This window comes from Oribacterium parvum ACB1 (assembly GCF_000238055.2).
Classification (GTDB): domain Bacteria; phylum Bacillota; class Clostridia; order Lachnospirales; family Lachnospiraceae; genus Oribacterium; species Oribacterium parvum.
On the sequence record NZ_KE148312.1, the window covers coordinates 1,466,685 to 1,491,888 of the forward strand.

The following is a 25,204-nucleotide window of genomic DNA, read 5'->3' on the forward strand; positions in this document are numbered from 1 at the left end:
TACTCCATAGGGGCGGACATGCTTGTCTTTGTGAAGATTGTAAAGAATATCATAAAAACAAACAGTGCATAAGATAAGCAGATATAAAAAATGTCCATAGGCGTAAAAATGAATATGTTGAAAAGTGTTTTTTGATATAACATTCCTATCGTTACTTTCTAAGTCTAGCACAAGTGAAAATGAATTGAAATCGATGCAGAAAAATTTCATAAAGAAAATTTTATGGCAAAAAAAGAGTGCCATAGAAAATCTACAGCACTCCGGTTGATTTTTTAAAAGCTTACGCCATCTTATTTACAGCGTTGTAAAGCTGAGCAGTCTTACGAGAAGCGTTGTTTGCCTTGTAAACACCCTTGCTGCGAGCCATAGCAATCTTCTTCTGAGCCTTTACAAGCATAGTGTTTGCAGTTTCCTTGTCTCCTGCTTCACAAGCTACGAAAACCTTCTTCATATAGGTCTTAACCTCGGAACGGATAGCCTTGTTTCTCTCGTTTCTCTGTGCTGCAACCTGGATTCTCTTCTTTGCAGATTTGATATTTGCCATTTTTTACACCTTTCTTCTCATAAAATCTTCCAGCCGCGGAATTCCGACTTTATGAAACCCTTATTTTATATGTGTTTAGTCATTTTCAAAAGCTTGCTTTCAAATATCTGGACACGGACAGTTTGAAAACATACGCATCAATAATAGCGAAAAGCCATTTCTATGTCAAGGAAAAGGGCTTTGTATGGAAAAATATTCATTCTTATGGTATAGTTCCGTAGATAAATTTTGTGTAGAGAGCAAATCATTTTCCTTATAGGAGATACAATGGAAAAATTTAATCAGGACAGAATTCGAAATTTTTGTATTATTGCGCATATTGATCACGGAAAGTCCACTCTCGCGGATCGCATCATCGAGAAGACCGGAACATTGACAGAGAGGGAAATGCAGTCTCAGGTTCTCGATAACATGGATATCGAGCGGGAAAGGGGAATTACGATTAAGTCCCAGACCGTACGAATCGTCTATAAGGCGGAGGACGGAGAGGAGTATATTTTCAACCTGATTGATACGCCGGGCCATGTGGACTTTAACTATGAGGTAAGCCGAGCCCTCGCAGCCTGTGACGGGGCGATTCTTGTCGTGGATGCGACACAGGGAATTCAGGCGCAGACTTTGGCCAATACCTATCTTGCACTGGATCACGACCTCGAAATCATTCCCGTTATCAATAAGGTGGATCTCCCTTCGGCCGATCCGGAGCTCGTTGCGCATGAAATTGAGGATGTAATCGGTCTTGAGGCTATGGATGCACCGCAGATTTCTGCGAAAACCGGTTTAAATGTGGAAGAGGTTCTGGAAGCGGTGGTGCATCGTCTTCCCGCGCCGAAAGGTAATCCTGATAATCCCCTGCAGGCGCTGGTTTTTGATTCACTCTATGACAGCTACCGCGGCGTTATTATTTTCATGAGGGTCAAAGAGGGAAGAATCAAGAAGGGAACGCCGATTCGCTTTATGGCGACAGGTGCGGAGTTTACCGTAACCGAGGTGGGAACCTTTGCTCCGGGACAGTTTATTCCGGGAGAGGAGCTCTCCGCCGGCATGGTAGGCTATCTTACCGCCTCCATTAAAAATATCCGTGATGCTCGAGTGGGGGACACGGTAACCACAGTGGAGAACCCTGCAAAGGAAGCCCTTCCCGGCTATAAGAAGGTGCTTTCCATGGTGTACTGCGGAATTTATCCCTCCGACAGTCAGAAGTACCCGGATTTACGGGACGCCTTGGAAAAGTTGCAGTTAAATGACGCGGCACTCCAATATGAGCCGGAAACTTCCGCGGCGCTCGGCTTCGGATTCCGTTGCGGCTTCCTTGGACTGCTTCATCTCGATGTGGTGCAGGAAAGACTCGAGAGAGAGTATGACTTAGACCTGGTGACCACAGCGCCCTCCGTTATTTACCATGTCTATAAGACGGACGGCTCGATGATTGAGCTCACAAACCCGTCAAATCTTCCCGATCCCGCGGAGATTCTTCGCATGGAAGAGCCGATTGTAGAAGCGGAAGTGATGGTAACCTCCGAGTTTGTGGGCGCGATTATGACCCTTTGTCAGGAAAGACGCGGGGTATATAAGAGCACGGAGTATATTGATAAGACAAGGGCGCTTCTGAAATACGATTTACCCTTAAATGAAATCATCTATGACTTCTTTGACGCCTTAAAGTCCAGGAGTAAAGGTTACGCAAGCTTTGACTATACGCTGAAAGGCTATCAGGAAGGGAAAATGGTGAAGCTGGATATTCTGGTGAATAAGCAGCAGATTGATGCGCTGTCCTTTATCGTTCATGCGGATTCGGCTTACGAGCGCGGAAAGAAGATGTGTGAAAAGCTGAAGAATGAGATTCCGAGACAGCTCTTTGAGATTCCGATTCAGGCAGCCATCGGCGGTCATATTGTGGCGAGAGAAACAATTAAAGCACTTCGGAAGGATGTACTTGCGAAGTGCTATGGCGGAGACGTATCCCGTAAAAAGAAGCTTCTTGAAAAACAGAAAGAAGGAAAGAAACGAATGCGTCAGTTTGGAAATGTAGAGATTCCGCAAAGCGCCTTCATGTCCGTGTTGAAACTGGATGAGGACTAAAAAAGAGATTGTAGAATAAAGACAGGACCAAGCATACATTTTATGGGCATTGGATTCGGGGGACGCTCTCGCTAACCTCGCCTGACTGAGCATGGGCTTGGAAGCCCATTGCTCACTTTGCTGTGCAAAGCAGATTCTAAAAGAATCTGGTCTTGTACAGGACAACTTTTCTGATGAAAAAGTTTGTCCTTCAGCAGCAGCACTAAGCTTCGAGCGGCGTTATCACTAGCTCTCAGCAAGTGCCGGCGGGCTCAGATTCCCCCGAATTCCAATGCCCATAAAAATGCTACACTTTGTCTACTTTTCTTTGTTTATCATCTTTTTTTATCCTACTTGTACTTGTAGAAGCCCTCTCCGGCGTTCACTCCGGTCTTCCCCTGATCGATTTTTTCTTTCAGTGTTGCCGCAATCTTTCCCTGTACACTGTTCGGATCTTTTGCGGCAGGGTTTAAGATAACAATGTTGTAAGCGGTCGTTAAGCCTACGATATCCAGAATCTGGAAGGGACCGTAGGGAGCGCCTGTTCCAAGCTTCCAGGTTTTATCGATGGTCTCAAAGTCCGCAACGCCGAGTGCCAGTAAAGATTCCGCAGCGGTTAAGAAGGGAACCAGCATGGAATTTAAGATATAGCCGGGCTGTTCTTTTAAAACCTTGAGCGGAACCATGTTGATTTCTTCTGCAAAAGAAACGACCTCATCATAATATTTCTGCTCCGTACCGGCGTGCCCCATGACCTCCGCAGTATTACTCTTATAGATATTGTTTGCAAAGTGGAGTGCCAGGAATTTCTCCGGGCGTCCGGTGAAGCTTGCGAAAGTACTGGGAAGCAGAGTGGAAGAATTCGTCACCAGAACCGTCTTCTCCGGTAAATATTTTGCAAGCTCCGTATAGAACTCTTTCTTCTCTTCAATGTTCTCGGCTATGGCCTCAATTACAAGATCCGCATCCTTAGCGGCTTCCTCATAGGAGGAAGTCAGAACAATATTTTTGTAAGCTTCCTCTACCTTGTTCTTGCATTCCTCGATTTCCTCGGCGGAAAGCGGATATTTCTTGGAAAGCCCCCTTGCATAGGCGGAAGGGTCCGTCTTCATAGCTTCTAAAACTCCAAGATAAATCGCCTTTAGGCGGTCAAGCTTCGGTTGACAGCGCGCAATGGATTCCTCGCTTCTTAACCAAATCTTTACATTAAAACCGCAGTAGGCTGTCTGAAAAGCAATCTGACTTCCTAAAACGCCGCCACCGGCTACAGTTACATTTTTAAATCCCATTATTTTCTCCTTTTCTTTCGGCAATAAAATATTTGTTTCTTTAATTCTAATTTTATCTAGCAGATATAAATACCATTTATACCTTAAAAACGATAATTATTATCGTTATATTCAGTATACTCTTTTTTGAAAAGAAAACAAGTAAAATAAATTTTGCACAATATAATTTATTTTGAGATACTATTTGTTCAGAAGAGGCCTGAATAGATTCGGCATCGTTAATCACTTTGATTGGAAGTATGGAATTCTCTTCGGAAGACAGGTATACTGTTGAAAACACGTACAAGGTTTATAGATTCCGGCATTAATTCATCTATGTTTTGCTCTAACCGGTCTATGAATTTTTGTGTAGAGTGTGCGGATGGGATTCATCTGAATGCATAAAAATCTTGTTCATAACATGAATAACATTCAAAGGGAAAAGGATTTTGATTTTTGTATAGAAGAGGATAGAAGCGGGAGGAAAATCAAATGGCAGAGAAATTAGACTACAGCAATCTGGGCTTTGCTTACCATACACCGGAAAAACGCTATGTTGCAAACTTTAAGAACGGCGCATGGGATGAGGGAGGACTAAGCGGTGACAGCAACGTCGTGCTGAATGAGTCTGCCGGAGTTCTACAATACTGCCAGCAGGTTTTTGAGGGACTGAAGGCCTACCGTTGGAAGGATGGCTCTATAGTCTGCTTCCGTCCGGACTTAAATGCGGAGAGAATGTTTCGGTCAGCTGCTTTCTTGGAGATGCCGAGTTTTCCGGTAGAGCGCTTTCTCTCTGCCTTGGATGAGGTGGTAAAGGCAAATGCCGATTCCGTTCCTCCCTACGGTACAGGGGGAAGCCTTTATATTCGACCCTACCTTTTTGCATCGGGAATCGTAATCGGAGTACAGCCTGCGGAGGAGTACCAGTTCCGAATTTTTACAACTCCGGTTGGTCCCTATTTTAAAGGAGGGGCTACACCGATAGCACTGATGGTTTCCGACTTTGACCGTGCAGCGCCACATGGGACAGGGGCAATTAAGGCAGGCCTAAACTATGCAATGAGTCTTCATTCCCATGAGATTGCAAAGAATAAAGGCTTTGCGGAAAACGTATACTTAGACGCTGCAAAACGGGAATTTGTAGAAGAGACAGGAGGAGCAAACATCCTTTTTGTAGATCGGGAAGACCGCCTCATTGTACCGAAGTCGGACTCAATACTCCCTTCCATAACAAGACGTTCGCTTCTTTATGTTGCGGAAGAAATCTTACATATTCCGGTAGAGGAAAGACCGGTTCGCTTCTCGGAGATCCCCGACTTTAAGGAGTGCGGACTCTGCGGAACGGCAGCGGTTATCTCTCCGGTAGGAAAAATACAGGATCATGACAGAGAAATCCTCTTCCAGAGCGGTATGGAAAAGCCGGGAAAGATTATGACAAAGCTCTACGAAACGCTCTCCGGAATGCAGAACGGAGAGATTCCCGCACCGGAGGGTTGGATTAGAAAAATAGTATAACATATTTCTTTATTCATTTTGTAGATGTGAAAATAGGGGCACGCTCTCGCTAACCTCGCCTGACTGAGCATGGGCTTGGAAGCCCATTGCTCACTTTGCTGTGCAAAGCAGATTCTAAAAGAATCTGGTCTTGTACAGGACAACTTTTCTGATGAAAAGTTTGTCCTTCAGTAGCGGATACTAAGCTTCGAGCGTCGCTACTCTAGCTCGCAGCAAGTACCGACGGGCTCAGATTGCCCCTTATTTCCGTATCTACAAAACGCAAAGAATCAATAGGTATATTTTTATACTGTCTTTTCCTTTATAAAAATCGAAGCAATAGCTGATTTGAGAGATCCAAGCCCTCCGGTGTGAAGAAATACCTTGCGTTCTTGTGAATCAGATAGCCCTCTTCGACGAGCTTGGAAAGGGTTTCTCCGTAAAGCTGATGCATGTCCACGGAAAAGCGTGCGACAAAGTCCATTTCGCTGATGCCTTCGGTGCGACGAAGTCCTAAAAAGAAGAATTCTTCCATTTGCTCCTCCTTACTTAAGACATGTTTGTCTTCGGTAAGGAGCTTTTCTATATTCTCACGTTCTGTAAAGAGAAATTCCGGAGCATTCTGCGCATTTTCAGAAGAGGAAGCTTCGAATTTGGAATCATTCTTTTCATCATCGAGCGGTATTTTCATATATTTCACTAAAGAGTTCAGGTTCTTCCAGCGTGTTTTTTGAAAATAGGAGGATGCTCCGAGTCCGAATCCGAGGTAGGGAACATCAGACCAATAATTGTAATTGTGAATGGAGGCAAAGCCTTCTTTTGCGTAATTACTGATTTCGTAGCGTTCCATGCCCATTTTCTTCGTCCATTCAAGACTGAGAGAGTCCATTTCCAGAAGTTCCTCTTCACCGGGGATGGGGAGATTTCCTTCCTCCTGCATACGGAAAAAGCGGGTCCCTTTTTCTACAATCAAGTTATAGATAGAAAGATGTTCCGGTCGAAGCATACTGATATTCTTTAAAGTCCGCTGAAAGGACTTAGCAGTCTGTAAAGGAATTCCATTCATTAAATCCACATTGATATTGTTAAACCCGGAAAGTCTTGCATCCTCGTAGGCCTTCAAAAAGTCGATGTAGCGGTGCGTTCTTCCTAAAAAGGCGAGCTCTTCATCATTTGCGGATTGCAGTCCAAAGGAAATGCGATTAAATCCGGCTCTTTTATAGGAGAGGAGTGCCAGCTTCATGGTGGAGGAGGGATTGCATTCGATGGTGATTTCCGCATCCTTTGCGACAGGAAAATGAGTATGAATGAGCTCTATGGTTTTCGCTATTTCCGAAAACGGGACAAAGCTGGGGGTCCCTCCGCCAAAAAAAATAGAAACAATTTCATAGGGAGATTTAAGGAGAGGCTGACTGTCCTCCTCTATACCCGATGGCTTTACAGCGCGAAAAAGCAGTTCATTCCTGAGCTGCTCCATATAACTGCGCATCTTAGTCTCTTCCGAGGGGAAGGAGAGAAAATCACAGTAGGCACATTTTCTTGCGCAAAAGGGGATGTGTATATATAATGCAAGTGGTTTTTTCTCCCGTGCTGCGAGAGAATCCATATAGATTTTATATTGTTCCATGGGAGAAATCCTTTCGTTTTTCCCACACTTTACCACAGAGATTTTTTTTCGGCAAGGAGAGCGAAATGGCAACAAAACAGGAGGAAAGAGAAGAGTTTTCCAAAGCACAAAAGATTCTTACAGAGGAAATGAAAAGAGGGGAGTTTCGTCCTCTCTATCTTTTCTATGGAGAGGAAGCCTATTTGCTTTCCTATTACAAAAATATCTTTGTGAGGGCCTTTTCCGAGAATGAAGGAATCAATATTCATAGAGTGGGAGAGGATCTGGAAACGAAGAACTTGAAGGATCTTGCGGAAACCTTGCCTTTTTTTTCCCCATACCGTCTTATGCTCTTTGATGGAAAAGTCTTCGGAAAGAAGAAGCTGGGGGAGGATTTTATTCAATATTTAAAAACAAGCCCGGAATCTACTGTGATGGTCTTTTTAGAAGAAAAGATGGATAAACGCAGCAGCTTCTATAAAATAGTGAAGGAAAGAGGCTTGATTCTGCCTTGCGTGGAACAGGATTCCGTATTTTTACAGAAATTTGCTCTGGGAATCTTGAAAAAAGAAGGAAAAGAGATTGCGCGACCGGAGATGCAGGAGCTTTTGCAACGCACCGGCAGCAATATGTTTAGGATTCAGACGGAATGCCAAAAGCTTGCGGCTTTTCTTGGAGAAGAAACTGTGGTTACGTTAGAGAGTATAGACACTTGCCTAAAGAAGTTACCGGAAGACCGGATATTTGACTTAATAGAAGCGATGGGAAGGGGAAATCGTGAAGAACTATTCCATTATTATGGGGATTTATTGCAGTTAGAAGAAAGCCCGACAAAGATTCGGAGCCTGATTAAGAACAATGTGGAAAAGCTACTTCTTGTTCGGGAAAAGTTGACGGAAGGGCTATCCGAACGGGATATTGCAAGAGCGCTTTCCATGGAACCGTGGAGAGTGAAGAAATATACGTTAGAAGCCAGAACGTATACTTTGCAGGCCTTACGAGATCTTTTTCATGCCTTGCTTCGTTTGGAAGAGGAGATTCGAAAGGGAAAAATCAAGGAGCAGCTTGCTTTGGAACTCCTTCTTTTAGGAGAGGAAAAGTCCTATTTCAACTAAACGTTTGTTTTGAAAAACCTCAATATATTTAGAGGAACGTAAGAGAAATGAAAGACATTTTCTTAAAAATTGTGCTAGAATCCGAAAAATAAGGAGGTTATCTATGCTGAAAACATGGAAAGAAAAGCTAAGTGTAGTTTTTGCTTTAGCTTTGGTAATCTGTTCTTTTCCTTTGACAGCCATGGCTGAAGAAGCAGCGGCACCGATTGGAAAAGGAGAAATCCTGGAGTATTCTTTGGATCCGGAGAGCGCAAAAGCGGAAGAAACAAAGACCGTGAGTCAGGGATATACCAAGGGAGCATCACTTGGAACATTTCAGATTGTTGGATACAGCGGAGGAGGCTTAACTTACTCCGGAGCGCCTACACAGGCAAATCATACGATTGCGGCGGATCTTACCGTGCTTCCGTTAGGAACAAAGGTTTTTGTGGGGGATACGGTTTATACGGTAGAGGATATCGGGTCGGCTGTTAAAGGAAAGATGATTGATATTTATTTTTCCACTATGGATGAGGCAAGAGCATTGACTCGTGCCGGAAGGGTGTACAGAGAGGTTTTTGTTGCTGTACCTGCGAAGTAATAAAAGTATAGGGTGAATTTTGCAAGAAAGCTATTTTTTTGCAAGAAAGAAGGATTTGTATAGTGTACATTGAAAAAAGAAAGATTGTTATGGGTAGTTTTTTAGCACTCGCTCTTTGCCTATTTTCCTTAGGAACACCGGCAAAGGCGGAAAGTATTGTAGGTAGTTACATTAGTGACAACCTTGGAGACGTTTTATATTTTTCTACAGAAGGAAAAGAAAAGACGGAAGTAGAAAGGCAGGCGGAAAAAGCGGTTTTGGATGCGGAAAAGCCTGCAGAGGTTGCGGCTGTGCAGGGAGGACTCACACCTCTTGGCACATTTAAGCTTACAGGATACTGCTCCTGCCTGAGTTGCTCTGAGGGCTACGGAAGAAGAACGGCATCGGGAAAGCTTGCTACTGCAGGTAGAACTGTTGCAGTGGATACAAGAGTGATTCCGTTAGGGACAAAACTACTCATCGAGGGTAAAGAGTATATTGCAGAAGATATCGGCGGTGCAGTGAAGCACAACCATATCGACATTTACTTTGACACACATCGACAGGCACAATCTGTATATCGCTATGCGGAAGTATATCGCATAGGATAAACTATCTTTACCAATAAGGGACATTTTAAGGAATCCGGAGCTTTTTTGCTCCGGATTTTTTAATGCTTACAAAGTTGTGCGTCGAAGGAATGAATAAAAATTTACTATATAGTCAATAAGAACATATAAAGATAAAAAAATAAAAAGCACAAATTATTATTATATTTTAAAAAGAATTGACCGAAGAATGCCTTAGTGTGTATTTCACGTGAAGGTAGGAGGATAAGGAATGGATAAGGTACAGGGAAGTACAGATGGCAGTGAGACTTTGGAAGTAAAGTCAAGTGAACTTGGGGCGGAGAAAGATACAATCAAGAAAGATAAATTCGAGAAAGATACAATAAAGAAAGATACAATCAAGAAAGATAAATTCGAGAAAGATACAATAAAGAAAGATACAATCAAGAAAGATCAAACCGGATCAAAAGAAATCAAGAAAAAACATCATAAATCGGTTAAACTTTCTATTAAGTTGTCCATTATCTTGGGACTGATGGCTACGATTGTATTGTCTTTTTTAAATACTGTGGCCATAAAAACAACAAAGAAATATTATTTCGGTGCGATAGATAAAAATATGTATGATAAGGCCATAGCATCTTCTGAAGAGTTAACCGCCTTGATTTCCAGGATGGATGCCATTTCCACTATCATATATAAGGGGATGGATTCTCTAGGAGATGATGCAGCGGATTCATGGAATGTGGTGGACCTGGATAATAAAAAAATCTTTGTAAGCCCCATGGAAGAGGGGATAGAATTTCGTTCTCGTGTCTTAAGTGCAAGCTTAAGCAGAGCGCAGTATAACAGTGAATCCGTCCTTCTGGATTCTTTAAATGCTTTAATTGAGACGGATGAAAATGTGATTGGTGCGGGTGTACTTTTTGAGCCGAACGGATTTGTTGACGGGGTAAAAAGCTATGCTCCCTATCTGAATCGCGATGGACAAAAGAATAAAACACTGACCAACTCTACTTATGAACAGTATAGCGAAAAGGAATATTATACTGAGGCAAAAGAAAAGCAGCATACTGTTATTACCGATGTTTATGAGGATATATTGACCGGAGAAAAAGTAGTCAGTGTGTCTCGCCCCTTGATTTTTAATTCCAAGTTTTTAGGTGTGGTTTTATTGGATATTGATATCAAGCTTTTCTCATCCGTTCAACGGGAAGACAGTCGCTTCCCCAGTCTTAGCACACATATTTTGGACGAACACGGAGATATCATTTATTCCGCAGACAGCAGTCAAATAGGAAAATCCATTTCTGAATTTCTTTCGGAAAAGCAATATGGTGATATAGAAAGCTTAATGGAGAAGGGGGATGCATTTTCCAAAGAAGTGAAGCTTGCAAACAGAGATGTGAAAAATTATTATTTCGCACCGACCAATGTCCTCGGAAATACTTGGTGGATTACGCTGTCCCTTGCTAAAAAAGAATACTATGCACCGATTGCCTTTCTTGTTATTTTTGCAACAAGTCTTACAACGGTGATGATTCTTGGCATGGCAATCATCATGTACTTGCTGGTTACGAAGTTTCTTAAGCCTATTGAACGGATGGCAAAGCTGAGCAGTATGGTAAGAAAGGGAGATTTCAGCGGAAATGTGAATTATCTTAAGAATGATGAAATCGGTAAAATCGGGAAGGGCTTACAGTCTATCATGGAAATGATTCGGGAAATTACCGCTGACTTGAGTGAGAAGCTGGATAAAATGGCAAACGGAGATTTTCAGGTGGACTTCTCCAATGAGGAGCTTTATCAAGGAGACTTTCATCCGATGCTGGAATCGATGAAGCATATCAGCTACACCTTGAGCGATACCATGCAGGAGATTAAGGAGGCTTCCGAACAGGTGAGCAGTTCTTCCGATTTGGTTTCCGGAGGAGCACAGTCCTTATCGCAAGGAGCAACGGAGCAAGCCTCTGCTATAGAAGAGCTTTCTGCAAGTATGAATGAAATTGCCGATTCCATAAAGAGTACTACGGATAAAGCCGAAGAGGCAAAGCATCTCTCTCAAAAAGCAGGAGAGGCGGTAAAACTCAGTAATGAAAAGATGGAAGAAATGTCTCGTGCAATGGAAGAAATCACGATAAAATCCAATGAAATCAGTAAGATCATTAAGACCATTGACGATATTGCGTTCCAAACCAATATTCTCTCTTTGAATGCGGCGATTGAGGCTGCAAGAGCGGGAGAGGCGGGAAAGGGCTTTGCAGTAGTGGCTGACGAGGTCGGGAACCTTGCGCAAAAGTCGGCAAAGGCAGCAAAAAATACCGGCAGCCTTATTGAAGAAAGCAAAAATGCGGTAGAGCAGGGAGCGAAGATTTCCAAGGAAACCGGTGAAGCGCTTTCGATAGTATACGAGAGAACCGGAAAGATTAACGACATGATATTCGAGATAACCAAGGAGACGGTAAAAGAAGCGGATAATATGCGGCAGCTTACCATCGGAATGGATCAAATCTCCTCTGTGGTACAGAATAACTCCGCCACGGCACAAGAATCTGCAGCGGCATCCGAAGAGATGTCCGGACAGGCAAATATCTTGGACAATCTGGTATCCAGATTTAAGCTTCGTTCCTCATGATAATCCTCTAAGAAACTTAAAAAAAGAGCTTGTGAAAAGAAGTTTTTGAATGGAAGATCAAATTCTTTTCACGGGCTCTTTTATTCCTTGAAGCGATTTCTTTTTTCTGTTTTAGCAAGAGAAATTTATGTTATATTAGTTTAAGCTTTTTATTATAAATGGAGTAAAGGGGAAGATTGAATGGGATTTACGGAGGCGCAAAAAAGAGCGATAGAGTCCAAAGCGAGAGCCGTCCTTGTTGTAGCAGGGCCCGGCTCGGGAAAGACCACCGTACTTACGGAACGCTTAGTTTATCTTCTGAAAAATGGAGCGGAAGCAAAGTCCTGTCTTCTTCTTTCTTTTACAAGAGCATCCAGTAAAGAAATGGCAGTCCGATTTACTAAACGAAAGATTTCGGGAAGCATTCCCCATTTTTCTACGATTCACGCTCTCTGTCTCTCACTCCTTCGCGAGGGAAAGAGTGTGCAGAAGGAAGGACTTGTCAACCTTTATGAGAAAATGGATTGGCTAAGTGCTTATTTTTTAGAAAAGGGAATTGCGAGGGAGGAAGTGGAGGAACTGCTTCTTACATACTGCAATCAGATTTCCTATTTTAAGTCTATTACGGAAGAGGAAAGGCTCCGCTTCCTTCATGAGGAGAAAAATGATGAGTTTCTTCCTCTCTTTCAATATTATGAGAAAGTAAGAAAGTCGAGGGGAAAGCTTGATTTTGAGGATCTTTTGATTGAGGTTCTCTTGGAATTACAGAAAAATACAGCGCTGGCAGACAGCTGGAAAAGTCGTTATAAGCACATCTTGGTAGATGAGTTCCAGGACTTATCTTTGATACAATATGCTATTTTGAAGTCTCTTTCTGAAAAAGGAGCCTCTCTTTTTGTGGTGGGGGATGAGGACCAAAGTATTTACGGATTTCGTGGAGCAAGCCCCGATATTCTCTTTCGCTTTGCAAGAGACTTTCCGAATTGCGAGAGGATATTCCTAACAGATAACTTCCGTTCCAAAGAAGAAATCGTAGAGCTTTCGAAGCGTCTTATCGGAAAGAATAAAGAGCGCTTTCAGAAACCTTTAGCAGGAAGACGAGGAAGAGGCGGAAAAGCAAAGTATTTCGTTGTGGAAACGGGAGTGGAAGAAGCCCTGCTCCTTGTAGAGCATGTGACCGGTCTTTTACGGGAAGGATGTCCTCCTGAAGAAATCGCGGTGCTTTGCAGGAGCAAAATGCAGATTACACCCTTACTTCCGGAATTTATGGAGAGAGGCATTCCGATTGTTGTCATGGAAGAGCTTAACAATGTTTTTCAGCATTTTATCGGAAAGGATATCCTAGCTTACCTTAGGCTCGCTCAGAATAAGGAGAGCAGTCCGGAGCTTGTACAGATTCTTTCCAAGCCATATAGGGGACTTCGAAGAGAGAAGATTTTACATAAGAATTCGGGACTTAGTGACTTAAAGAAAGCTGCGAAAACACCGAGAGAACGTGCGGAGACGGGAAAACTGGAAAAGCAGTTGGAGGCACTTTCAGGACTTGCCCCAAGAGATGCCATACTTTTTATCCGAAAGGAAATCGGCTATGAGAAATATCTGGAGGATTTTGCAAAAAAGAAAAATAAGGACTTTACGGAGTGGTGGGAGAGTTTGGAAGAAATAACGGCAATGAGTGAAAGTTATCCGGATCTCGATGCCTTTTTCCGTTTTGTTACGGAATTTAATCGAAGAGCGCTGGAAAGGCGGAAACCGGAGGAAGAAAAGGGAATTCGCTTTATGACTTATCACAGTGCGAAGGGCTTGGAGTTTGACGAAGTCTTTCTCCCGGACTGCATAGAGGGAATTATACCGGATGGAAGAGCCAAGAAGGTCGCAGAGCTTGAAGAGGAACGGAGAAGTTTCTATGTTGCACTTACCCGGGCAAGAAAAGGAATTCACATCTATGTCACAAAGACGAGGTACAGTAAAAAAACATCGCCGTCCAGATTTATTCCGGAATTGTTGGAGGGCAGTTAAAGAAGACAGAAAAACGGAATGGATTAAAGAGAATAATAAAGAGAATATATTAAAGAGAGTAAAAACCGGATTGTTATACCGGAAAAGAGTGTTTTCAAAAAAGGGAGTAAAAGATGGAAAAATTGAAGATTTTAGTGGTGGATGATGAGGAGAGGATGCGGAAGCTCTTGCAGGATTTTTTAAAAATGAAGGACTATGAGGTTCTTACGGCAGGAGATGGAGAAGAGGCAATTGATATATTTTTCCAAAAGAAAGACATTGCCCTCGTGATTTTGGATGTCATGATGCCGAAGATGGACGGCTGGGAAGTCCTGAAAACAATTCGGGAGCATTCCAAGGTACCTGTGATTATGCTCACAGCACGCTCCGAAGAAAGTGATGAGTTAAAAGGCTTTGATTATGGTGCGGATGAGTACATCTCCAAACCATTTTCTCCGAAGATTCTGGTTGCAAGAGTAGAGGCTTTACTTCGTCGCACCGGCGTGCAGAAAGAGGAGGTTCTGGAGGTGGGCGGAATCCGCATGGACGAGTCGGCACACAGCGTTACAGTGGATGGAAAGGAAATTGAGCTTAGTTTTAAGGAATACGAACTTCTACAGTATTTTATTGAAAATAGGGGCATTGCCCTTTCCAGAGAGAAAATCCTGAACAATGTCTGGAACTATGATTATTTCGGGGATGCGAGAACCATTGACACGCATGTAAAAAAGCTGAGGGCAAAACTCGAAAGTCGGGGAGATTATATAAAAACCGTATGGGGTATGGGCTATAAGTTTGAGGTAGAGTAAAGATGAAAAAGCACTATTTGAGGAAGAAGTTCTCCATGATTTTTGCGGGAGTCTTCTTTGCTTTAATCGTGATTATGCTGATAGGAGATAATTTCTTCCTGGAGCGCTTCTATGAGTACAGGAAAGAACATGTTTTGCAAAATGCCTACCTTGAGATTGATCGATACTTGCAGGAGGGAGGAGGTTTCTCCTCCGTTTTTCCGGAAGAGAAATCAGGGAGCGGGACGGACACCGCTGTTACACGCTACATCTCCAATCTTACGGAAAAAGAGAACATTTCCGTGATTATCACGGATAACACAAGCTCTCGCTCTTATACCTCTTCTGCGAATCCGAACGCCCTTTTACAGCGACTCTCCTCTTATATTCTGGGAAAGAGCGGAGACAAACGTAAGTCTCTTTATGAGGGAGAAAACTATACAATAGTGAAGACGGAAGGGAGAGGGGATGATGGCGGTTACATGGAGTCTTGGGGCTATTTTTCAGACAACAGTACTTCCTTTATTATGTCCATGCCGCTTTCCAGCTTAAGTGAAGCGGTTTCCGTTTTTAACAGCTTTCTCCTTTTCTTGGGATTCATCACCATGGTGCTTGGCATAATTATCGTCTACATTGCAAGTTATGAAGTGACAAAGCCTATACAACAGCTTGCACAGCTTTCTCTTAAGATGAGTAAGCTCGACTTCTCCGCTCGCTTTGAAGGGGATTCCTCGGATGAAATTGCCACACTCGGGAATTCCATGAATGTCCTTTCGGAACGGTTGGAGGAGACCATCTGTGATTTAAAAAAAGCAAACAATGAGCTCTTAAGCGATATTGAAAACAAGACCCTGATTGATAAAAGAAGACAGGAGTTTGTGGCGAATGTATCTCATGAACTAAAGACCCCGATTGCACTCATTATCGGCTATGCCGAGGGGCTTTCCGAGGGGCTTTGTGAGGACAGCGAAAGCCGGACTTATTACAGTAATGTCATTCTCGACGAAGCAAAGAGGATGAATCACATGGTGAAGGATTTGATGAATCTTTCCGCCATAGAACAGGGAAAGGATCTTCCGGATTTTGCTCTTCTGGACTTCCCGAAGCTTTTGCAGGGCGTTATCTCCAGCATGGATATCCTTTTAAAGCAGGAGGAAATACAGCTCGAAGTGGAGATTCCGAAGGAACTTTACCTATACGGAGACGAGTTTAAGATAGAAGAAGTTCTTATGAACTATTTGCAGAATGCGATTCATCATGTGACGGAACCCAAGCAAATCAGCATTTATACTGAAAATCGCGGGAAGAATCTGGTGGAAGTACATGTCCGGAATACGGGAAATCCTATTCCGAAGGAAGACTTATCCCATGTTTTTGAAAAATTCTATAAGGTGGATAAGGCACATACCAGAGCTTACGGCGGATCCGGTCTTGGACTCAGTATTGTAAAGGCGATTATGGACAGCCACCACCAGGAATGCGGTGTGAAAAACACGCTAACCGGTGTGGACTTTTGGTTTACTTTAGAGAAGAGAGAAAAATTTTCATAGATTTGTTATCCTTATGCATTGTAATTCGAAATTATTTCGGAATTATGGAGAAGAGAATGCAGGAAAAAGAGGATGCAGGAAAAAGAGATAAAATTATTTTAATGTAAAAAAAGCAAATCTATGATAAAATACTTTGAATGCTTTATGGATTTAGAAAGGAGCGTACAATATGAATGAATGGAATGAAATGAATAATACAGAAAACAATGGCGGGTCTATCTCTGCCTTTACGCAAGGAACGCTTTCCGAAAGAGCCTATAATGTGGCTATCGGGGCACACCTTTTGGTGGGACTGGTTATTACCTATTTCTTGGCCTTGAGGATGCCTTATGTTTTTCCGCAGATTTATTCCGTGCATCCGATTGTTTTCTCTATCGGCTTTTTGGCGGTGGGACTTATCGGTGGACGCATTGCCGCAAAAGGAAATTATATTTTATCTTTGGTTGGATATGGTATGAACGTTCTGGCCTTCGGAACTTTACTGTCCCTGGTTACGGTTTTATATCCGGTGCAGTATATCGTTTTGGCAGCGCTGTTAACTACTGTAGTAGTGTTAACGATGACCGTAGCAGCTGTGATTTTCCCGAATGCTTTTCTGTCCATGGGAAAAACACTTTTTCTTGCTTTAATCGGCCTTGTTGTTGCTGAATTTGTGAGCTTGATTCTTGGAGTTTTCTACCCGAATATTTTCGCGATTATCGGCATTTTTATCTTCTCTCTCTATGTCGGCTATGATTGGGCCAGAGGGCAGCAGTATCCGAGTACGGCAAGTTATGCCTGCTTTACGGCATTACAGCTCTACATGGATATCATTAACCTGTTCCTAAGAATCTTAAGACTTCTCGCAAGAAGCAGAAGAAGATAAATACGGGGATACAGCTTGGCTTTTGCGGAGGAGATTCTGAACCCTATGGTGGGGGAGGGAGTTCCGCAATGGGAATTAGACAGCTTATGGAACCTGATTCTTTAGAAGAGGATGCGGAAAAGATGATTTTCCCATCCTCTTTTATGAGGAAAAGAGATGGAAAAATTAAGGGCTGAAATACGAGAAATCATGCAGGAAATGCTTTTGAAGAAGAATCTGTCTTCCGAGGAAGAGTTTCAGCATTGGTGGATTGACGAAGGAAACGAAAAACGATATTTTGCACTGCAGGGACGCTTGGAAGAGATGGAGGAACGGAAACGAAGAGAAAAACTTCTTTCTTATTACTACATGAATACGATGGAGGAGCCGGAAAAAACCTCCGAAGAGGAAGAAAAAGATGATTTGTAAACATTGTGGGAGAGAGATACAAGACAATGAAAAGAGATGTCCCTACTGTAACACGCCGGTTATTCGCATAAAAGTAAAGAGAATATGTGCCTATTGTAAGACGGAGATTAAAAAGGGAGATAAGACTTGTCCCGGTTGCGGAAGAAAGGTGCCGGAAAAGGTTCAGGAGATGCTGAAAAGAGAAGAGGAACAGGGCGGATTGTTCTACTCGGAAGACAAAGAAAGAGAAATAAATGGATGGGATACGGTGGATTTTAAGCTTTTGATGTTAAGCATCTTCCCGCCGCTTCTTGTTATATTCTTTCAGATTCTTTTTGCCAAGACCGGATTTCTGCCGGAATACATCAGTTCCGTTATTGTTTATTTTGCAAGTGCGATGTTGATCAGTTACTTTTTGGATCCGCTTTTGACACTAGCTTGGGAAGAGGAAAAGGGAAGAAAGCTATCCGACCCGAGACGTTGCCTTTTCTATCTTTGCCCGCTATACACTTTGTACTTTCTTTTAAAAGGAAGGAAGAAACCAGACAGCTCCTTGTTGTTTTTTTACGTTTTACACCTGTTTTTAGTGGTAATCTGCTTTTATCTATAATTTTGTCTGTAAAAGTGAAGAATATGATAAATTGGAAAGAAATAGAATTTCCGGAGGCGATTGCTCTGGATAAGATCATTTGCAGCGGGCAGTGCTTCCGACCGCTGGAATGGGAAGGAATTTATCGTTTTATTACGAAGGATTCGGTTTTGTATCTTAAGCAAGTTTCTGAAAAGAGGCTTGCTTTTTATGTCAATGAAAACGCTTCTGTGGTAAAACAGGGAGAGATGAGTAAGATTTTCTTGAAGGAAAACTCGGAAAGAATTACTTCGGAGGGCGCAGAAAAGCAGTGGGAGAAAATCTGGCTTCCCTACTTTGACGGAAGAAGAAAATATAAGAAAATCGAGCAGGATAATCGGGGGGATCTTCATTTGCAAACATGCATAGACTTCGGAAAAGGCTTAAGAATCTTAAAACAGGATCCCTTTGAAACTTTGATTACCTTTATCCTTTCGCAAAGAAAATCCATTCCGGCTATTCGTTCTTCCGTAGAAAAGCTCTGTGAACAGTTTGGAGAAAAGCGCTATAGTAAAGTGGAGGAAAAGGATGTATATTTGTTTCCCAGTGCGGAGGCGCTTTATCATGCCGATTTATCGAACTGCTCCCTAGGTTACAGAGTCCCCTTTGTGCAGGATGCGGTAGAGAGAATTGTGGAAGGAAGACTCGACTTATCGGCTTTGGAAAAACTGCCTACGAAGGAACTTTTAGAAGCACTGATGGAAGTGCATGGCGTAGGAATCAAGGTGGCTTCCTGTGTGGCTCTTTTTGCCTATTCCCGAATGGATATAATCCCGGAGGATGTTTGGATGAAGCGCATTTGGGAGAAGCATTATCAGGGAGGGAATCCCTATAGGGAAGATCCTGACGGAGGAATCATCCAGCAGTATCTTTTTCACTATGCCATACATCATAAGGAGGAATACTAGTGTCCTATTCATACTTTGCCTTGTTATCCAGAATGAAATACATCAATCGTTGGGCGCTGATGCGCAATGCCAGGGAGGAAAATCTCTCCGAGCATTGCCTGGAGGTTGCCATTTTAACGCATGCGCTCTGCGTAATCGGGAATAAAAAGTGGAATAAAAACTTATCCGTGGAGAAGGCGGTGCTTCGTGCACTGTATCATGATGCAGCGGAAATTCTGACCGGAGATATGCCGACTCCGGTAAAGTACCGAAAAGAAGAATTAAAAACTGCCTATAAAAAGGTGGAGAAGGAAGCGGAGGAACGCTTGCTCTCTACACTTCCCTCGTATCTCACGGAAGAGTTCGGAAAGGTATTTTTTCCGGAAAACTATGAAACTTTAGCTTATGAAAATAAATTGATTAAGGCGGCGGATAAACTCTCTGCTTTAATCAAGTGCGAGGAAGAGCTTCGCGCGGGTAATCAGGAATTTTCCACGGCGGCAATGTCCACTAGAAAGAAGGTAGAGGAAATGGCGGAGGAGCTTCCGGAACTAAAATGCTTTATAGAGGATTTTCTTCCGGAATACGGGAAGACCTTGGACGAACTGACAGAAGAGTAGTTTATTGGTTTTGCATGAAGATGAAGGTATAAAAAAATATAATGAAGTCATTTGTGATTTGGAAGAGAGGAAAAGCGGAAGAAATAGAGAAAGGGGATTTCGGCAAGAAGAAGTCGAAGTAAGGAAATGTTTTTATTTGAAGAAGTCGAGAGGAAGGGAGAAAGAGGGCTTGTACTTACAGGTTATTCCGGAAAGACAAGGTATTTATCCGTTCCGGCGTATTTGGAAAATGAATGCGGAGAAAAGCTTCCGGTACTGGAAATTGCGGCACATGCCTTTGACGGGAGAGAGGACTTGGAAAAAGTGGAGCTTCCGAAAACCATCCGTGCTTTACGGGCATTTTCCTTCTTTAACTGCAAGGCACTTCGGGAATTTACGCTTTGGGACAGTGTGGAAGATTACTATGACGGTTCTCTACGGCAATGTCTTGCTCTTTCGCGTATCACGGTTTATTTTGAGAGGGAAGAAAATTACCAGATTGTAAGAGATATTCTGGGGGATAGTGACAGAAGGCTGCAGTTTCATTTATATTTGTTGGACGGCTCGCGGAACACAAATACGGATTCCGTTGTGACTTCCTCTGGAACTGCGACTTCCTCTAGGGAAAAAGCTGATTCGTATGAGCGGAATAGTTCTGTACGCTCTTCAACTAAGGAGCTTTCGCTTCTCTTCCCCGGTTATGTGGATAAGGTTCGGGAAGATACCATGGCGAGGCAGATTCATGACACGATTGACGGCTGTGGCTATAGCTATCGGCAGACAGTCGGAAGAAGGAGAATAGATCTTCGGCTTTATGATAAGCTTTTTTTACGAGCGATTCACGATACGAAAGGAGCAGCGGTCTATATTGCTCTTGGACGCCTGCGCTACCCTGCTGAACTCCTTGATAAAGCGAGGGAAGACTATCTTGCGTTTCTTAGCGAGGAGGATAGCTTTTCCTTAAGTTTTCTCATTTCTGATGAAGAATGGGAATGGATAGAGTTTTATATGAATTTACAGATTTTTTCGGAAGAAGCGGTAAAACTGGCATTGAAGCTTTTGGCAAAGTATGAAAATGTAGAGCTTGCGGCAAGATTTTTGGACTATCAAGAAAAACATTTTGCGAAGGGGAAAAAGAAGCCGCTTTTCGATTTGGATGAACTGTAATGCATAGAAAAAATGTAGTGCATAGAAAAAATATAGTGTATAGAAAAACTGTAAAGTATAGCAAAAAGTTGTAGAAATATTTTTTTCGGGGATTAGGGTAATTGCTTCTTGTAAACGAACGAATTGGAGAAGAATGGGAGAAAGAAAAGGGACGGCACAAGGGGCATTAAATAGCCTTGGGCTTAGAATTTTAAATCAGTCGAAAATAGAGCTCAGCTTATCCATGAGATACCTCAGTCGCGCTTTGGATAAGCTCTCTTTTCAGATGGATTTTAATACGAGGCGAATCGGTACGGAGGGGGAGAAAATTCATTTTCATCCGGAGTTTGTTTTTCAGCTGTATGTGGAAAGTCCGCAGAAGCTGTATCGCCTCTATATGCATAGTCTCCTGCACTGCCTTTTCCGCCACATGTTTAAGACAGAGGATAAGGAAGAGGAACTGTGGAATCTGGCAACGGACATTCATGTGGAATATGTTCTGGATTCTATGGATATTCCGCTCCTCTATCGTCCGGCCTACCCTTTCCGAGAAAATTATTTTCAAAAACTCGAAAAAGAGGTGAAAAGTCTTAGTGCGGAGCGTATCTATGCCTATCTTTTGGAGCAGAACTTGGATTATACGGAAAAGGAGCGTTTGGAGCAGGAATTTGTAAAGGATGACCACTCTTTTTGGGCAAAGCTCGGCGAGGAAGAAAGCCCCGTAGATTCGGAAGGAACGGAAGATACGGAAGGAACGGAAGAGGCGGAAAGAACGGGAGATACGGAAGGCAAAAAAAATGCAGAAGCGGCTGAAGATACGGGAAGCCCTGAAGCAGAGAATGAGCCAAACAGTCCAAACAGTCCGTCCAATCCAAAGAAGCAAGGAAATCAAGAGGAAAAAGAGGAAGAAAAAGAGGAAAGCAGTCCAAATGACCTGACAGAAGACCGGAACTCGCCGTCTCAATCAGCAAAAGACGGAGACAGACAGTCCGATACGGTAAAAGACGGAGACAGTCAGTCCGATACAGTAAAAGACGGAGAAGGGCGCGAAAAGGAGAAAAACGGAGCGCAAGGCTCCGGAGAATCTAAAGATCCGGAAAAGGAAGGGCAGTCGAATAAGGGAAAGAAAAGCGCCGGGGAAGATGCAGAGAGTCGCGAGAAAAGACGGAAAGCGCTGGATAAAGACTGGGAGGATATCGGAAAGCGTACGGAAGAGGAAATGAAGGACGAGAAAGAAGGGGAAAAGAGTGAAAAACTTTTCTGGTTCCTGCATTTGGAGCACAAGTGCTATACACCATTTCAAGATTTCCTTAGAAAATTCTCTGTAGACCGGGAGGAGTTGAAGACCGACCCGGAGTCCTTTGACTTCGGATATTATTATTTTGGACTCTCTCAGTATGGCAATATGCCGCTTATTGAGGAAAATGAATATCGAGAGAAACGGAAGATTCCGGAGCTTGTTATCGCGATAGATACTTCCTATTCCACTAAGGGCGAAATGGTGAAGCGCTTTTTGGAAGAAGCACTGGCAATTTTAGCGGATAAAGAAGCCTTCTTCAGCAAATGCCGGGTGCACATCATAGAGTGTGATGATAGAATTCGGAAGGATCTTTTGGTGGAAGACGCGGAAGAGATGGAACGCTACAGGGAAAGATTCGAGGTGAGCGGCGGTTACGGCACAGATTTTCGACCGGTTTTTTACTATATTGAAGATTTGCAGAAAAAGGGGGAACTGAAGGAGCTTAAGGCTCTTCTGTATTTTACGGACGGAAGAGGAAGGTATCCGAAATATGCCCCAAGCTATACTGCGGCATTTATTTTCCCGAGAGGAGAAGATATTGACGATGAAAATGCCCCGTTCTGGGCATTGAAATTGTATATTTAAGCGGTTAATCTTTATCTTAAGACTGAGCATTCTGAACGAAAAGATAAAATTGCCATGCAATGAGTTTGGTTTATCTATTCCGGAATAAGAAAAGAAGAATCGGAATTACTGATAGACTAGGCTGTCAAAAGCCACTATATCAATTATTATGGAGTAGAAGAAGATGAACATACAAGAAGCAAAGGAAGAAATAAAAAGAACGGTGGAAGCCTATCATAAGAGAGACGAGGACGGAAGCTATAAGATTCCCGTGGAAAAGCAAAGGCCTCTTTTTCTGATGGGACCTCCCGGAATCGGAAAGACGGCGATTGTGGAGCAGGTGGCGGAGGAGCTCGGCATCAATCTGATTTCCTATACAATCACCCACCACACAAGGCAGTCTGCCATCGGTCTTCCCTTTATTTCCAAGAAAATCTATGGGGAAAAGGAGTATTCGGTTACGGAGTATACCATGTCCGAAATTGTGGCTTCGGTCTATGAGCAGATTGAGCGGACCGGTATTGAAGAGGGGATTCTGTTCCTTGATGAAATCAATGCAGTTTCCGAAACACTTTCCCCGACCATGCTGCAGTTTTTACAATATAAAACCTTCGGAATGCACCGTGTGCCGGAAGGCTTTATTATTGTGACGGCAGGGAATCCTTCCGAATTTAATAAGTCTGTTCGGGACTTTGATATTGCAACCTTAGACAGACTTCGTAAAATCGATATTGAAGAGGATTTTCAAAGCTTTAAGAGCTATGCCTATCAGGCAGGAGTTCATGGCGCCATTACCTCTTATTTGGAGATTAAGAAAGACCGCTTTTATTTTGTGAAGCAGGATATCGAGGGGAAACGCTATGTGACTGCGCGTTCCTGGGAAGACCTTTCAAAGCTTTTGCAGGTCTATGAGGAATTGCAGTATCCCTTGGAAAAGGAGCTTTGTCAGGAATATCTTGCCGACCCGGAGGTGGCGGAGGACTTTGCGCTCTACTACAGTCTTTATCAGAAATATAGAGAGATTTATCATGTGCCGGATATTTTGGAAGGGGCGGAAATGAAAGAGACAAGGGTCTTCCTGGAAGCACCTTTTGATGAGAAATTAAGCCTCTTATCTCTTCTTACGGATGCTTTGCAAATTGCTTTTACGGATTATGTGAAAAAGAAGGAATTGCTGTCCCGCATTTTCCATTTCTTGAAAAAGATGAAGGAAAGACTTTCGGAAGTTTCGGTTTCACAGGCTTTGGAAGAGGAAATAAAGCGTCAGAGAAAGAGAATGGCGACCTTAAAGGAAGCAAGGATGCTTTCCAAAAAGGAGGAGAGTATTCGTTTGCAACTCATCCAAATGCTCGGAGATTTTTACTCTGCTCTAAAGGAGAGAAATTCCACTGAGGATACAGGGAATAGAGAGGATAGGAAAGAAAATGAAGCGGATTTCAGCTTTATCAAAGATTGCTTTAGAGCAAAAGAGGAAGAACGGCAGCAGGAGGTGGAAAAGACCGGAAAAATGCTCAGTAATGCCTTGAATTTCCTCGGAAATACGTTCGGAGAGGGACAAGAGCTGCTCCTTTTCCTTTCGGAGCTTACGAAGAGTCCATATGCACTCAGTTTCCTTTCCGATGTGGGAAATGAGACTTACTCGCGCTACAATCAGTATTTGCTTCTTAAAGACAAGCAGAAGGCCCTGCAGGAAGAGGCGAAAGAGGCTTTGGGGGATAAGATGGAAAGCGGAATCAAGCAAATGGATAACAATGGAAAATAAGGAAAAGCCATGCATAGCAATAGAAGTATAGAGAAGAAGGATTAGGGATTAAGTATTGGGGATTAGGGATTAAGTATTGGGGATCAGGAATTAAGTATTGGAGCTTAGCGAAGGCGGAGTAACAGAAGAGAATGAACAGCATAATTTTTATAATGGAAATGATTGGAACAGTGGCCTTTGCTATTTCCGGAGTTCTTGCGGCAAAGGAAAAGAAAATGGATCTTTTTGGCGCGGTGACGCTTGGGTGTACCACGGCAGTTGGTGGTGGGATGGTCCGGGATTTAATTCTGGGACAAACGCCGCCTATTATGTTTTTACAACCGATTTATACGGAAGTGGCTTTTGTGACAAGTATCCTCTACTTTGTGTTTGAAAAAAGAACCCATAGACAAAGCGGAGAACATGTTACGAACTTACTGTATATTGCGGACAGCGTAGGACTCGGTGTCTTTGTTGTTGTGGGAAGTCTTGCGGCCTTCCGTGCCGGATATGGAAGTAGTCTCTTTCTTTGTACGTTCGTAGGAGTTCTTACCGGAATCGGCGGCGGGCTGCTTCGGGATATGCTTTCTGCGGAGCTTCCTATCATCATGAGAAAACGAGTTTATGGACTTGCTGCTATTTTTGGAGCGCTGAGCTTTTCCCTTCTTATGGAGTGGCATTATGAAGAGGACGTTGCTATATTCTCCGGGGTCAGTATTACCGCCCTTATCCGCTTTCTTGCGATTTACTATCATTGGAATCTGCCGTCTTTTAAGGAGGAATAGTGGAATCGATATTGTCCTCCAAGAAAATATAGAAGTAACAGTAAAATATAGAAAAGGTATCAAAAATCGCCATTTCGAAAAGCACGAAATGACGATTTTTTTAATGTGTATTGCGTTCAAAGCGTGAAGATCTCCG

21 protein-coding genes are annotated in these 25,204 nt (G+C 43.0%); 18 read left to right on the forward strand and 3 right to left on the reverse strand.

Annotated elements, in window-relative coordinates:
- Nucleotides 1-280 precede the first annotated feature (280 nt).
- Nucleotides 281-544 carry a 30S ribosomal protein S20 gene (gene rpsT / locus HMPREF9625_RS06535; RefSeq protein ID WP_009533911.1) on the reverse strand — a complete coding sequence of 88 codons (264 nt, stop codon included), beginning with the start codon at nt 542-544 and terminating at the stop codon, nt 281-283.
- Between the two features lie 267 nt (nt 545-811).
- Between rpsT and lepA the strand changes: the two genes are divergently transcribed.
- Nucleotides 812-2,626 (forward strand): translation elongation factor 4, encoded by a 1,815-nt coding sequence (gene lepA, locus HMPREF9625_RS06540; RefSeq protein ID WP_009533912.1) that lies wholly within the window; start codon nt 812-814, stop codon nt 2,624-2,626.
- Between the two features lie 329 nt (nt 2,627-2,955).
- Here the strand turns inward: lepA and HMPREF9625_RS06545 are convergent, their stop codons facing one another.
- Entirely contained in the window at nt 2,956-3,894 is a 939-nt protein-coding gene (locus HMPREF9625_RS06545; protein WP_009533913.1) for a 3-hydroxyacyl-CoA dehydrogenase, read from the reverse strand.
- A gap of 471 nt (nt 3,895-4,365) precedes the next feature.
- Here HMPREF9625_RS06545 and HMPREF9625_RS06550 point away from each other — a divergent pair, with 471 nt between their 5' ends.
- Nucleotides 4,366-5,388 carry a branched-chain amino acid aminotransferase gene (locus HMPREF9625_RS06550; protein ID WP_009533914.1) on the forward strand — a complete coding sequence of 341 codons (1,023 nt, stop codon included), beginning with the start codon at nt 4,366-4,368 and terminating at the stop codon, nt 5,386-5,388.
- 301 nt (nt 5,389-5,689) lie between these two features.
- On the opposite strand, the gene hemW is transcribed toward HMPREF9625_RS06550, so the two are convergent.
- A complete protein-coding gene (gene hemW / locus HMPREF9625_RS06555) occupies nt 5,690-6,994 on the reverse strand; it encodes a radical SAM family heme chaperone HemW (RefSeq protein ID WP_009533915.1) in 1,305 nt (434 codons plus the stop codon).
- Nucleotides 6,995-7,059: 65 nt separating this feature from the next.
- On the opposite strand from hemW, the gene holA reads away from it, so the two are divergent.
- The 16 genes from holA to HMPREF9625_RS06635 all read left to right on the forward strand — a co-directional run bounded on the left by holA (nt 7,060) and on the right by HMPREF9625_RS06635 (nt 25,068).
- On the forward strand, nt 7,060-8,088 hold the full coding sequence (holA, locus tag HMPREF9625_RS06560; RefSeq protein ID WP_009533916.1) for a DNA polymerase III subunit delta: 1,029 nt from the start codon (nt 7,060-7,062) through the stop codon (nt 8,086-8,088).
- 103 nt (nt 8,089-8,191) lie between these two features.
- Nucleotides 8,192-8,668, forward strand: coding sequence for a 3D domain-containing protein (locus tag HMPREF9625_RS06565; RefSeq protein WP_009533917.1), 477 nt, complete (start codon nt 8,192-8,194; stop codon nt 8,666-8,668).
- Between the two features lie 89 nt (nt 8,669-8,757).
- Complete coding sequence (locus HMPREF9625_RS06570; protein WP_242822666.1) at nt 8,758-9,258, forward strand: 3D domain-containing protein; 501 nt, start codon at nt 8,758-8,760, stop codon at nt 9,256-9,258.
- A 229-nt stretch (nt 9,259-9,487) separates the two neighbouring features.
- The gene (locus HMPREF9625_RS06575) at nt 9,488-11,851 is read left to right on the forward strand and encodes a methyl-accepting chemotaxis protein (RefSeq protein WP_009533919.1); all 2,364 of its coding nucleotides are present in this window, start codon (nt 9,488-9,490) and stop codon (nt 11,849-11,851) included.
- 180 nt (nt 11,852-12,031) lie between these two features.
- Nucleotides 12,032-13,849, forward strand: a complete 1,818-nt coding sequence (locus HMPREF9625_RS06580) for an ATP-dependent helicase (protein WP_009533920.1) — start codon at nt 12,032-12,034, stop codon at nt 13,847-13,849.
- Between the two features lie 113 nt (nt 13,850-13,962).
- On the forward strand, nt 13,963-14,637 hold the full coding sequence (locus HMPREF9625_RS06585) for a response regulator transcription factor (RefSeq protein WP_009533921.1): 675 nt from the start codon (nt 13,963-13,965) through the stop codon (nt 14,635-14,637).
- 2 nt (nt 14,638-14,639) lie between these two features.
- Nucleotides 14,640-16,166: a sensor histidine kinase gene (locus HMPREF9625_RS06590; protein WP_009533922.1), complete on the forward strand. Its 1,527-nt coding sequence runs from the start codon at nt 14,640-14,642 to the stop codon at nt 16,164-16,166.
- A gap of 169 nt (nt 16,167-16,335) precedes the next feature.
- Nucleotides 16,336-17,031 carry a Bax inhibitor-1 family protein gene (locus HMPREF9625_RS06595; protein WP_009533923.1) on the forward strand — a complete coding sequence of 232 codons (696 nt, stop codon included), beginning with the start codon at nt 16,336-16,338 and terminating at the stop codon, nt 17,029-17,031.
- 156 nt (nt 17,032-17,187) lie between these two features.
- Nucleotides 17,188-17,439 carry a hypothetical protein gene (locus HMPREF9625_RS06600; protein WP_009533925.1) on the forward strand — a complete coding sequence of 84 codons (252 nt, stop codon included), beginning with the start codon at nt 17,188-17,190 and terminating at the stop codon, nt 17,437-17,439.
- Nucleotides 17,429-18,028, forward strand: coding sequence for a zinc ribbon domain-containing protein (locus HMPREF9625_RS06605; RefSeq protein ID WP_009533926.1), 600 nt, complete (start codon nt 17,429-17,431; stop codon nt 18,026-18,028). The genes HMPREF9625_RS06600 and HMPREF9625_RS06605 overlap by 11 nt, the downstream gene beginning before the upstream one ends.
- Before the next feature lie 23 nt (nt 18,029-18,051).
- Nucleotides 18,052-18,954 carry a DNA-3-methyladenine glycosylase 2 gene (locus tag HMPREF9625_RS06610; protein ID WP_009533927.1) on the forward strand — a complete coding sequence of 301 codons (903 nt, stop codon included), beginning with the start codon at nt 18,052-18,054 and terminating at the stop codon, nt 18,952-18,954.
- Entirely contained in the window at nt 18,954-19,553 is a 600-nt protein-coding gene (yfbR, locus tag HMPREF9625_RS06615) for a 5'-deoxynucleotidase (protein ID WP_009533928.1), read from the forward strand. Before HMPREF9625_RS06610 ends, yfbR begins: the two co-directional genes overlap by 1 nt.
- Before the next feature lie 126 nt (nt 19,554-19,679).
- Nucleotides 19,680-20,699: a leucine-rich repeat protein gene (locus tag HMPREF9625_RS06620; protein WP_009533929.1), complete on the forward strand. Its 1,020-nt coding sequence runs from the start codon at nt 19,680-19,682 to the stop codon at nt 20,697-20,699.
- Between the two features lie 133 nt (nt 20,700-20,832).
- The gene (locus HMPREF9625_RS06625; protein WP_009533930.1) at nt 20,833-22,563 is read left to right on the forward strand and encodes a DUF2201 family putative metallopeptidase; all 1,731 of its coding nucleotides are present in this window, start codon (nt 20,833-20,835) and stop codon (nt 22,561-22,563) included.
- A gap of 163 nt (nt 22,564-22,726) precedes the next feature.
- Nucleotides 22,727-24,304, forward strand: a complete 1,578-nt coding sequence (locus tag HMPREF9625_RS06630; RefSeq protein ID WP_009533931.1) for an ATP-binding protein — start codon at nt 22,727-22,729, stop codon at nt 24,302-24,304.
- A gap of 131 nt (nt 24,305-24,435) precedes the next feature.
- Nucleotides 24,436-25,068, forward strand: coding sequence for a trimeric intracellular cation channel family protein (locus HMPREF9625_RS06635; RefSeq protein ID WP_009533932.1), 633 nt, complete (start codon nt 24,436-24,438; stop codon nt 25,066-25,068).
- Nucleotides 25,069-25,204: the final 136 nt, after the last annotated feature.